Annotated in this window: 10 protein-coding genes; 3 read left to right on the top strand and 7 right to left on the bottom strand. The window is 54.0% G+C overall.

The window, feature by feature from the left end; translation table 11 throughout:
- Together WKK33_RS01210 and sulP are read left to right on the top strand one after the other, a co-directional pair.
- Positions 1-236, top strand: a 236-nt coding sequence (locus tag WKK33_RS01210; protein WP_337932116.1) for a hypothetical protein, incomplete at its 5' end; no start/stop codon positions are given.
- A 618-nt stretch (positions 237-854) separates the two neighbouring features.
- A complete protein-coding gene (gene sulP, locus WKK33_RS01205) occupies positions 855-2,555 on the top strand; it encodes a sulfate permease (protein WP_337932115.1) in 1,701 nt (566 codons plus the stop codon).
- A 294-nt stretch (positions 2,556-2,849) separates the two neighbouring features.
- Here the strand turns inward: sulP and WKK33_RS01200 are convergent, their stop codons facing one another.
- The 7 genes from WKK33_RS01200 to WKK33_RS01170 form a co-directional block, all read right to left on the bottom strand.
- Positions 2,850-3,782 (bottom strand): YitT family protein, encoded by a 933-nt coding sequence (locus WKK33_RS01200; protein ID WP_337932114.1) that lies wholly within the window; start codon positions 3,780-3,782, stop codon positions 2,850-2,852.
- Positions 3,783-3,977: 195 nt separating this feature from the next.
- Positions 3,978-4,754, bottom strand: a complete 777-nt coding sequence (locus WKK33_RS01195; protein ID WP_337932113.1) for a Cof-type HAD-IIB family hydrolase — start codon at positions 4,752-4,754, stop codon at positions 3,978-3,980.
- Between the two features lie 13 nt (positions 4,755-4,767).
- Positions 4,768-5,883, bottom strand: coding sequence for an efflux RND transporter periplasmic adaptor subunit (locus WKK33_RS01190; protein WP_337932112.1), 1,116 nt, complete (start codon positions 5,881-5,883; stop codon positions 4,768-4,770).
- Between the two features lie 96 nt (positions 5,884-5,979).
- Positions 5,980-7,224 carry an ABC transporter permease gene (locus WKK33_RS01185; RefSeq protein ID WP_337570653.1) on the bottom strand — a complete coding sequence of 415 codons (1,245 nt, stop codon included), beginning with the start codon at positions 7,222-7,224 and terminating at the stop codon, positions 5,980-5,982.
- A gap of 53 nt (positions 7,225-7,277) precedes the next feature.
- Positions 7,278-8,537, bottom strand: a complete 1,260-nt coding sequence (locus WKK33_RS01180; RefSeq protein WP_337932111.1) for an ABC transporter permease — start codon at positions 8,535-8,537, stop codon at positions 7,278-7,280.
- 42 nt (positions 8,538-8,579) lie between these two features.
- Positions 8,580-9,299, bottom strand: a complete 720-nt coding sequence (locus WKK33_RS01175) for an ABC transporter ATP-binding protein (RefSeq protein WP_337468439.1) — start codon at positions 9,297-9,299, stop codon at positions 8,580-8,582.
- 15 nt (positions 9,300-9,314) lie between these two features.
- Positions 9,315-10,250, bottom strand: a complete 936-nt coding sequence (locus WKK33_RS01170) for a thioredoxin-like domain-containing protein (protein WP_337932109.1) — start codon at positions 10,248-10,250, stop codon at positions 9,315-9,317.
- A gap of 193 nt (positions 10,251-10,443) precedes the next feature.
- On the opposite strand from WKK33_RS01170, the gene WKK33_RS01165 reads away from it, so the two are divergent.
- The gene (locus WKK33_RS01165; RefSeq protein ID WP_337932108.1) at positions 10,444-11,349 is read left to right on the top strand and encodes a glycoside hydrolase family 16 protein; all 906 of its coding nucleotides are present in this window, start codon (positions 10,444-10,446) and stop codon (positions 11,347-11,349) included.
- Positions 11,350-11,457 lie beyond the last annotated feature (108 nt).

Genomic DNA, 11,457 nt, shown 5'->3' with positions numbered 1-11,457 from the left:
CGTGCAAAAGGAAAAAAGAAAGAGAGAAAAGGAGAGAAAAAGATGAAAGGAGGATGAAAAGAGGACGGAAGGGGGACGGAAGGGGGAAGAAAACGGGACGAAAAGAGGATGAAAGGAGGACGCACCTCTGCGAACGCCACCGAAAGATTGCGACACACCTCCCCCAAAACTACACGTTTGTTTTCAACAGCAAGGATGTTTTGCGCAAACACGCGAATCTCAGCGCATTTACATAACCACCTACTATTCAACGCCTTACATCAGCAAGCGCACCTTCAATCCCCTACATTCCACGTTACACGTTGCGGTTAGGCATGTTTCGCACCCCGGAACATGCCTAACCGCACGACGAAAGACGCCCGATCGAGGCGAGGATGGGCATCTTTCGCAACGCGATACATGGCCTATCGCAACGCGCAGCTCCGTTTGGCCAGCCGCGAACGCGCAAAAAAGGGATTTTCGCTCGCTGGTTTGAACAAAAACACGACACAACTTTTTAACCAAAAAGCATAACAAAGCATGATGCGTGGACTTCCATCCCAACATCCACTGGCAACCGTAAGTCAGAAACAACCGGATGAAAGAGGACCTCTTTATGCTCCAAACACCAAAAGAAGCGCTATGAACCATTACCACAAGAAAGAAACCATGGGAATCGTTGATAAAAGTAGAGTAACACGGATATCCGCCCCTAACATGAGAACACAAGATGGAAAAACCGTGTAAAAAGGGCTTTTCTTATTATAATTATGTGAGACACACAATAAAAGCGAAAGAGTGGCGTTTTAACATAAATAAACAAAAACATAGGCATCAACGTTAAAAAGCACATTTATTCGGTATAACAAAACAAGATGAACAGTAAGTTAGATTTCCAACCCAGGCTCTTTGCCACACTGAAGCATTACAACAAGAAGACATTCATGGCCGACCTCATGTCGGGCATCATCGTTGGCATTGTAGCCTTGCCGCTCGCCATCGCCTTTGGTATCGCATCGGGTGTGACCCCAGAGAAAGGCATCATCACCGCCATCGTAGCAGGATTCATCATTTCGCTGCTGGGTGGCAGCAAGGTTCAGATTGGCGGTCCTACAGGCGCCTTCATCGTAATTATCTACGGCATCATTCAGCAATATGGCTTTGAGGGCCTCACCATCGCCACGCTCATGGCAGGCGCCTTCCTGATACTCTTTGGTGTGCTCCACCTTGGCACCATCATCAAGTTTATCCCCTACCCCATCGTGGTGGGCTTCACGAGCGGTATCGCCGTCACCATTTTCACCACACAGATCAAAGACCTCTTCGGCCTCTCGATCGACAAGGTGCCCAGCGATTTCCTCGAGAAATGGTATTGCTACCTCTACAACTTCGACACCCTCGATTTCTGGTGCGCCGCCGTTGGCGTACTGAGCGTTGTTATCATAGCCATCACCCCACGGTTTAGCAAGAAGATACCAGGCTCACTCGTAGCCATCGTGGTGATGACCGTGGCCGCGCTAATGCTCAAGCAGTTTGCCGGGGTTACCACCATTGAGACCATTGGCGACCGCTTTTCAGTGAGCAACGCCATTCCCGACGCTCACATGCCCAACCTCACATGGGACACCATCAAGAGCCTGGTGTCGCCCGCGCTCACCATCGCTGTGCTCGGCGCCATTGAGTCGCTGCTCTCGGCCACCGTTGCCGATGGTGTGATAGGCGACCATCACGACTCCAACTCCGAGCTGATCGCCCAGGGAGTGGCCAACCTCGCCTCGCCCATCTTCGGCGGCATACCCGCCACAGGCGCCATCGCCCGCACCATGACCAACATCAACAATGGTGGCCGCACACCTGTGGCAGGCATCATCCACGCCGCAACACTCACACTCATCTTCCTTTTCTTCATGCCCTTGGCCAAGTATATCCCCATGGCATGCCTCGCCGGCGTGCTCGTCATCGTATCGTATGGCATGTGTGGATGGCGCTCGTTCCTCGCACTGATGAAGAACCCCAAGAGCGACGTGTCGGTGCTGCTCATCACATTCTTCCTCACCATCATCTTCGATCTCACCATCGCCATCGAGGTGGGCCTCATCATCGCATGTTTGCTGTTTATGAAACGTATGTCGGAGACCACCGAGGTGAAGGTTATCATGGACGAGATCAGCGAGGAGAGCGACATCACCACGGGCAACATTGAGCACCTCACCATTCCGCAAGGCGTTGAGGTGTACGAGATTAACGGTCCCTACTTCTTCGGCGCAGGAAACCGCTTTGAGGAAATCATGGCCACGTTTGGCGACCGTCCGAAGGTGCGCATCATCCGCATGCGAAAGGTACCGTTCGTCGATTCGACAGGTATCCACAACCTCACGAACCTCTGCGAGATGAGCAAGAAGGAAGGCATCCAAGTGGTGTTGTCGGGTGTTGTGCCACGCGTTCACGCCGCCCTTGAGAAGGCAGGCTTCTACAACTCCGTGGGCGAGAAGAACATCTGCAGCCACATCAACTTCGCCCTTGACAGAGCCAATGAGATTCTGAAAGAGCAAGAGGTTGAAGCCAACCCAGCATAATGACCCATTTGGGATAATTGCATAAAAAGCGCGACTCGCCCGAGTCGCGCTTTTTTGTTGCCATAACGCCCTATTCACATGATGGCAAATGAGCTCAATGCCCCTGCACAACGCCCCTGCCACCAACCCACTCTATGACAAACAGGGGGCAAACAGGGGTTGTCCCCAAAGGCGAAGGGCTTGGCGCAACCCGTAGGATGGTTGCACCAAGCCCTTCTTGGTATCTAAGGAGTGGCCCAACAGATGCCGAGCCACTCTGACATTTTACAAAAAGTAATGAAAGGGTGACAGCGACTACTTGTTGAGAGCCGCCTGCTCGGTAGGCGTGAGGCGCTGGGCCTTAGGGTGGCTACCGCTCACCTTGAACTTATCGAAGCCCTCACCGTAGACACCGATGACATTGGTCTGGGTGACAAACGCGTGCGGATCGATCTCGTTGATGATGCTGAAGATGATTTTGCTCTCGCGGCGCTTGGCCATGATAAACAGCATCTTCACCTCGTGGTTGGTGTAGAAGCCACGAGCCTGGATAAGCGTGGCGCCACGGTGGGGATAGACAGCAATGCGGCTGGCTATCTCCTGATACTTATCGGAGATAATGAAGAACTGCACGCTGCGGCGCATGGAGCCCACCACCTGGTCGATACAGAAGCTCGCCACCCAGAGCACCACATAACCGTAGATAACCTTCTCCCAGTCTCTGAACACCAGATACGATGATGTGATGATGATAATATCGCAGAGCATCACCACTCGACCGAGCGAGATGTCGCGGTACTTATTGACAATGGCGGCCACAATATCGGTTCCGCCCGTCGATCCATTTGAGGCGAATCCCAAACCGATTCCCGAACCCGTAAAGATGGCTCCTATGATGGCGGCCATGAAAGGCTGGTCGTGAAGCATGGCCGTACCCGTGGCATACTTTTGGAACAGCGAAGTGATAAACGTCAGCACAAACACACCGTAAATGGTCTTGACGCAGAACTTAAAGCCAAGGATTTTAAGCGCCGCGAGCAACAAGGCGGCGTTGATAATAAAATAGGACCACTGCACTGGGAAACCTGTACCCCAGAACAAGACAGAAGAGATACCCGGAACACCACCTGTGGTAATGCTGTTAGGCAACAGGAAGACATTCCATCCAATGCTATAGGATATCATGCCGACACCTATTCCAATGTAGTCGCGGATGTCTGCCCAGAATTTTAACTTTGTAAGTGTCATAATCCTTAATCTTATCTTTTTGGTTATCAAATGATCTTTCCATTAGGTTGGCCACGACGCTCTGCATGGTAGGTTGACGGGCAGATTATTTGTCGGGCTCCAATTTCTACGCAAAGGTACATCTAATAATTGAGACTCAACACTTTTCTTTGGTAAAGAAATGAAGAAAAATAGTTTTTTCTCTCGTGAGGTGCCTCAGATGACATGGAAGAAGCGCAGGGCGTTGCTCACGCCCTCATCGTCGACCGACGAGGTGACGTGGTCGGCGACGGCCTTCACCATGTCGACGGCGTTGCCCATGGCCACTCCAATGCCCGCTTTCTGAATGATGGGAATGTCGTTTCCGCCATCGCCAAAGGCCATGGTGTCGGCCACATCGAAGCCCTCGTGCTGACACATGGCCACCATAGCCTTGCCCTTGTCGGCATCGCGGTGGGTGATGTCGGTGAAGGCGGGATGCCAGCGTGAGCTGACGCACGACACCAGTTGGCCCATCACCGCCACCTCCTCCTCATGGGTGAAGAACGGGCTCAGTTGCAGCAGGGGTTCCTTCAGCGTAACGTCGAGTGGCGCAAACTCATAGTCGAGGTTCAGGCCCTCGCGAAACAGGCGCGTCAGTTCAGCCGAGTCGTTGATGAGGGATATGTGCTTCGTGCCCACCACCACACACGACTTGCCCAACTCATAGCAGGCATCCATCACGCGCTTGGCGTCGTTGGGGTCGATGCTAAAGCGGCCAAACGCCTCATCACCCACGACGCAAAGTGCTCCGGTGGTTGTGATGTAGCCGTCGATAAGGTCGGCTATTTGACCGAGGTTGTTGATGAACGGCTTCGGGCGCCCTGTGGAGATGTATACCTTCACACCATTGGCCTTGGCCTGGCGCAAGGCTTCCACCGTACTGTCGGGTATGCGATGGGTGTTGAAGCTGACAAGTGTGCCATCAATATCGAAAAACAAAGCTTTGACCATATCTACTCTGGAATTACTCATCACTGTTGTCGTCGTTCACCTTCTTCGGCCCCCTTACGCGTTCGCCCTTCTTCAGGCCACTCGTCACCTGAATGTTAATGCCGTCGCTCAAGCCAGTGGTCACGCGGCGCTTCTCATAGGTCTTCTGCCCGTCCTTCTCCTTGACCACATTGACAAAGGTGCTTGTGCCCTCGAAGGTGATGGCACTCTCGGGAACGGTCAACGCCTGCTTGGCCTCAGCCAACACGATCTCTGCATTAGCGCTGTAGCCCGAACGAATCTTATTGGCAGCGCCCACATGCACGGCCGCCTTGATTTCAAACTGGTTGGCGCCGTTGTTCTGGGTGGCCTTGGGCGAAATATACTCCAGCGAAGCCTGCAGACGCTCATCCTGCATGGCGCCAATCGTTATCTTCATGGGCATGCCCGTCACCAAGCGTCCCACCTCGGTCTCGTCGACATTGCCTCGGAAAACAAGGTCGGCCATGTTGGCCACGGTGGCGATGGTCGTACCATCGTTGAACGTATTAGAGAGGATGACGGTGTTGCCCACCTTCACAGGCACATCAAGGATGAGACCACTGATGGTGGAGCGGATGAGCGTCGACGAGTTGCCGGCGTTCTCCTTCGATACGCCATCGCGCACAACCTCCAGGTTGTCCTTGGCAGCCCGCACCTCCTCGGTGGCTTGCCGCCATGCCTTGCGCTTCTGGTCATACTCGTCGCCACTGACCAAACCCTTGTCGTAGAGCGCCTTCTCGCGCTCATAGTCGACCCGCGCCTGGTGCTCGTTGATACCGGCCAGGCGGATGCGGGCTTGGGCCGCACTGAGCTGCCCCTCGTCGGGGATGACCTTCACCTTGGCAATGACCTCGCCGGCCGTTACTGTCTCACCCGCCTCCTTATAGATTGCGGAGATGATGCCCGATATCTGCGGTTTCACGTTGACCTCGTTGCGCGGTTCTATGCGACCGGTGATGATGGTGGTCTTGGAGATGTCGGTCGTCTTGACCGTGTACTCCTCGTACTCCACGGGTTGTGGTTGGCTTTTCTGCCAAAGGAAAACAAACGTGCCGACGAACACCAACAAGATGACGACGGCAAAGCCGATTTGGAAATACTTCTTCATAATGGTTTGTTCAGGCTATGGCTCCTCCCACTTTGGGGGAGGGTGGCCGTTTGCTTATGATGCGTTGTTTTTTATGTTTTCTAAGAATCGATGGGGCTATTCGTCGCGCATGGCGTCGACGGGTTTGACGCTCATGGCGCGAAGGGCTGGCGCCAACCCGGCTACCACGCCAAGGACCGTGAGCAGCGCCAAGGCGCCGACCGCTGTCCAGAAGCGCACTTGGAAATGGGCGGTGACGACGCCTCCGGTGGTGTTGGCAAGCTCTATCATCTCGAGCACCACAATGCCAAAGAGAATGCCCGCCATGCCAGCGGCAACGGTCAGGGCGATGCTCTCCGAGATGATTTGCGAGAGAATCATGCGCGGGGTGGCACCTATGGCACGGCGGATGCCAATCTCGGTCGTTCGCTCACGCACCGTCACCATCATGATGTTGCTCACACCGATGGCACCTGCGAGCAGCGTGCCAATGCCCACCAACCATATCAGGAGGTTCACGCCGCTAAAGAGGCTGTCGAGCATGGAGTACATCACCTCGGTGTTGATGAGGAAAATGGATTTCTCATCCGTAGGATCCACATCGTGAGCCTTGGCCAACACCATCCTGATGCGGTCTTGCATATCGGTCACCCGATAGCCGGGCTTGAGCGTCATACACAGCAAATCGATGCTGTCGCCGCGGTTATAAGCTTGCTGCATGAGCGTCAGCGGAACCACAATGGCCTGTTCCGCACTGCCGTTGATATTCATGGAGCCCGACGAATAATCGACTCCCACGACCTGGTAGAACGCCGAATCTACCTGTATGCGTTGTCCACAAGGGTCGCCTCCACCCGGAAAGAGACTCTTATAGACGCGCTTTCCGATGATGCACACACGTCGTCCCTCGGCAATGTCCATCTCATTGATGAACCGTCCATAGCTTAGCTTGGGCGTCTCCACCTGCGCATAATTGGGCATAACACCCTTGAACGAGCAACTGGCTTTCTTGTCTTTATAAGTGGCCGAGCCTCCCCAATGGGAAAGCATGGGACTGATAACGTCGAGCTGGGGAATCTGCGACCTCAGCCGCTCCGTGTCGCGGAAGGTCATTCCCCACGTACGCCCCTTGCGAAAACCGTGGTAAGGCTTGGTGGTGGCTTGCGGATAGATGACGACCGTGTTGGTGGCGAATCCTTCGAAGTTGGCCGACAGATTCTCCTTCAGGCCTTGTCCGCCTCCGATGAGCGTAACAAGCATGAAGATTCCCCAAAACACGCCGAAGCCGGTAAGCAGCGAACGTGCCTTGTTGCGAGTGATGGTGTCGAGAATCTCGCGGTATCGGTCTATGTCGAATGTCACGGTATACCTTATTTTATAGGGTTGACAGTAATGCGGAGTGTGGCTAAGGGGCGTCATTCAGCCCGCAAAGCCTCAATGGGTCGGGTGCGCGCCGCACGTATGGCAGGGAACAAACCAGCTATCGTGCCTGCCACCACCATGAGCAATGTGGCCTCGACACACACGTCGATTCCAACGGTTGGATTGAGGAAAGTGGTGATTTTAGCAAAGCCCAGGTCGGTGACCTCGTGGCCTAACGTGGCGTCCATGTATTGGGTGGTGGCTATGCCGAGCAACATGCCCACATAACCGAAGAAGGTGGTGATGATAACGCTCTCTACGACAATGAGCCGCAGGATGCTTGCCGGCTTGGCGCCGATGGCCTTGCGAATGCCAAACTCGCGTGTGCGTTCTTTGACAGAGATGAGCATGATGTTGCTTACGCCAACAACGCCCGAAAGCAATGTGAAGATGCCAATGATCCAAAGGGCCAGCCTGATCATCGACATGCCCATGTTCATTTGCAGGTTTTCCGTGAAGCGGTTCCACACCCAGACGGCCTCCTCATCGTCGGGCGACGCGCCATGGTTGCGGTTGATGGCTGCCTTGTATTGTGTTTCAAACTCCGTGTTGGCCTGCTCGCTTGTCAGTCCACGAAACGAGAACAGGATGCGGTCGGCCTTGTTGCCTCGGCCGTACATGGTTCTCAGGGTGGTAAACGACGTGTACGCGTCGGTTCCCATGGTGCTCCCGTCGCGCTTCATGACACCCACCACGCGGAAAGCGAAGTCGTCGACCTTGACCACCTTGCCCACAAGCGCCGTTCCATCGCCCGCAATGAGCTCTTTGGCCTGCTCATCGCTTATCACCAGCACCTTGCGCTGCTGCTCAAGGTCGATATCGTTGATGAATCGCCCGGCCAACATGTGCAACTTGTTGATGGTTGCCTCATTGGGATAAACGCCACAAAGAGAGGAACTGACGTAGTTGTCGCCCATGGTGATGGTGGCTCCCGCCTGCTGCATTTCCGCACCCACCGTTTCCACATTCTCGCTGAAACGCTGGCGTGTGGTGCCGATGTCGCCGTCGTCGAGGGTAATGTCGCGTCCTTCCTTCAAGCCATTGTAAGGTTTCGAGGTGGTTCCTCCAAACACCGACATCGAGTTGGCGAGGAAGTCGCCCATATTGTTCGTCACGCCGTTGATAAGTCCATTGCCCGCTCCCAGCAGCACGATAATCATATAGATGCCCCACGCCACGGCAAATCCCGTGAGCGCAGTGCGCAGCTTGTTGCGGCGTATCGTGGCGTAGATTTCCTGAAGGATATCGAACATGGCTTTTCTCCTTATATCATATAGCGCATGGGCGCCGCCATCTTATTTCATGATGGTGCCGCCTCCAAAAACGCTCGCTTTGTGCAAGTGGTTGTCCTCGATGCTTCCGATAAGGCCATCCTTAATGTGGATAATCTTGTCGGTTTCGTTGGCCACACCACTCTCGTGGGTCACCACAACAATGGTCTTATGCTCGTCGCGGTTGAGCTTCTTCAACAATTCCATCACCTCCAGACTGGTCTTCGAGTCGAGGGCGCCCGTAGGCTCGTCGGCAAGGATGATCTTGGGGTCGGTAATGAGGGCGCGCGCGATGGCCACACGCTGCTTCTGTCCACCCGACATCTCATTGGGATAGTGTGAGGCCCAAGGGCCAAGACCCAGTCGGTCGAGGTAATCCATGGCCATGCGGTGGCGCTTGCGGCGGCTAACCCCTTGGTAAAGCAGGGGCAATTCCACGTTCTCCACTGCCGTCTTGAATCCGATGAGATTAAAACTCTGGAAGATGAAGCCTATCATGTGGTTGCGATACTCGGCGGCGCGGGTCTCGCTAAGATCCTTGATGAGCGTTCCATCGAGCAAATACTCGCCACTGTCATAGTTGTCGAGGATGCCGAGAATGTTGAGCAGGGTCGACTTGCCCGACCCCGACGCACCCATGATAGACACCAACTCACCCTCCTCTATATCGAGGCTCACCCCCTTGAGCACATGCAGGGGCTGAGCGCCGAAATAGGTTTTGTTGATGTCATTCAGATGAATCATTGACATGTTGCCTCCTTATGAATGGCCCGACCACACATCGTCGCTGTTGTATTGCAGTCGGAAATTGATGGGAAGCTCATATTCCACTTTGATGGGCATGCCGTAGCGCTTGCCCGGATTCCACTGGGGCATGGCGTTGATGACGCGCAAAGCCTCCTCGGCAAAGGCGTCGAGCGCCTCTTGGCGAACACGCTGGCGAGCGTCGCCACGGAGCTTTTGGTAGGGCAACTTGTCGTCTACGGTAATCTTGTTCTCCGTGACGCGAGCGTTGGAGATGGTTCCGTCGGCTTCCACCATAAACTTCACGAGCGTCTGTCCCTCCAAACCGTAGTTGCTTGCCACGCGCGGATACTTGATGCTCTTGGCGAGATAATAGCGCAACATGGTCTCACCGCCCTTATACTCAGGGTTCTTCGACATCTTGCTGCGGGGAATGCGCACACGCGACTTGTCGAGCAAGGTCAAGCGCCTGGCCAGTTTTTTCACGTCGACCGTGCGCTCAATGATGCGGCCTTCAGTATTGATGACGTAATAGGCGGGAATCCAATTGATCTTGAACATGCTGGAACTACGGGCCTCGCGCATCTTCTTCAACTCAGTGAGCTGCATGCCAAACATCTTGTTCTCACCGATGTATTTCTGCCAAGCCTCCTTGTTGGTGTCGTAAGACACGTGGATGAACACGATGCTGTCGGAATTGTAAACATACGAGAGATCATTCAGTTCGGGCATATCGCGGCGGCAATCGGGGCACCATGTGGCCCAGAAATGCAACACCACATATCGTCCGCGAAGCGACTCAAGGCTGACATTATTGACCGAGTCGATGACCATCTCGGGCGCCATGGTGCCAATGGGCAACATGTCTTTGGCGTAGAGCGAGTCGGCATCCTCCGCATGAAGGCTGAGGAAGGGTATGACCGCCCAAAGGAACAGTAGAAGCTTTTTCACAACTATAAGGTTTTCGTAAATGATGTTTTGTTCACAAAAATACGGCTTATCGGCCAATTTCCCAAATAATCATTAGCTTTTCATCCAAGCGAAACATAAATTTAGCATGAATTAACTATCCTAACGCGGTGCGTAGGAAGTGGCAACGACGTTTTTTTTGTACTTTTGCAAATATAACACATCAGCACAAATTATGAAGATACAAACATTTGTCTTAGCGGCATGCGCCGTCTTGGCAATTTCGCCCCTACAGGCGAACGATTCCATCGACTATCATCCACAAACGGAAGTGAAGCAATACAACGGCTACCAACTGGTTTGGCACGATGAGTTCGACCACGACGGAAAGCCCTCCGACGACTGGAGCTTCGAACAGGGCTTTGTAAGGAACAACGAATTGCAGTGGTATCAAGAGGACAACGCCATGGTGAAAGACGGTCTGCTCGTCATCGAGGGGCGCAAGGAAACGGTGCCCAATCCCCACTATCGTGAGGGCGACTCCCACTGGACACGCTCAAGGCGCGAGGCGCACTACACCTCATCGAGCCTCACCACACGCAAAAGCCACGTGTTTCGCTATGGGCGCTTCGAGGTGAGAGCCAAGATTCCCACGGCCTCAGGCTCGTGGCCAGCCATCTGGTTGCTGGGCAACCAATGGAGCTGGCCGGAGAATGGCGAGATCGACATGATGGAATACTACATCAAGGACGGCAAGCCGTCGATACTCGCCAACACCTGTTGGGGATCCAACAGGGCGTTCACCCCTGTGTGGAACTCCGTAGTGACGCCATTTGAGCATTTCACCCACCGCGACGCCCAGTGGACTGAGAAATTCCATGTGTGGCGTATGGACTGGGACGAGCAGTTTATCCGCCTCTATCTCGACGACGAGTTGCTCAACGTCACCGACCTTTCGAAAACGCGCAACGGAGGCGTGGACGGCAACCACGAGAACCCATTCAGCAACAACATCGAAGCATTTGGCGACTACATCCTACTCAACCTGGCCATTGGCGAGAACGGAGGCGTGCCCGACGACAGCCAGTTCCCCCTACGGTATTATGTGGATTACGTGCGCGTTTACCAAAAAACAATGTAATATTGTGGCTTACGGTGCGAAGACCACGCCCATTCTCCCCACCCGCCCCAACGCAAAAGGGGGTGTGTCAAAATTCACACCCTCTTTTAAAATATCACAAAGCCCGAA

Source organism: Hallella sp. (assembly GCF_037460745.1).
GTDB lineage: Bacteria > Bacteroidota > Bacteroidia > Bacteroidales > Bacteroidaceae > Prevotella > Prevotella faecis.
Note: the sequence above shows the minus strand (reverse complement) of the source record. Positions and strands in the feature narration are given on the sequence as shown.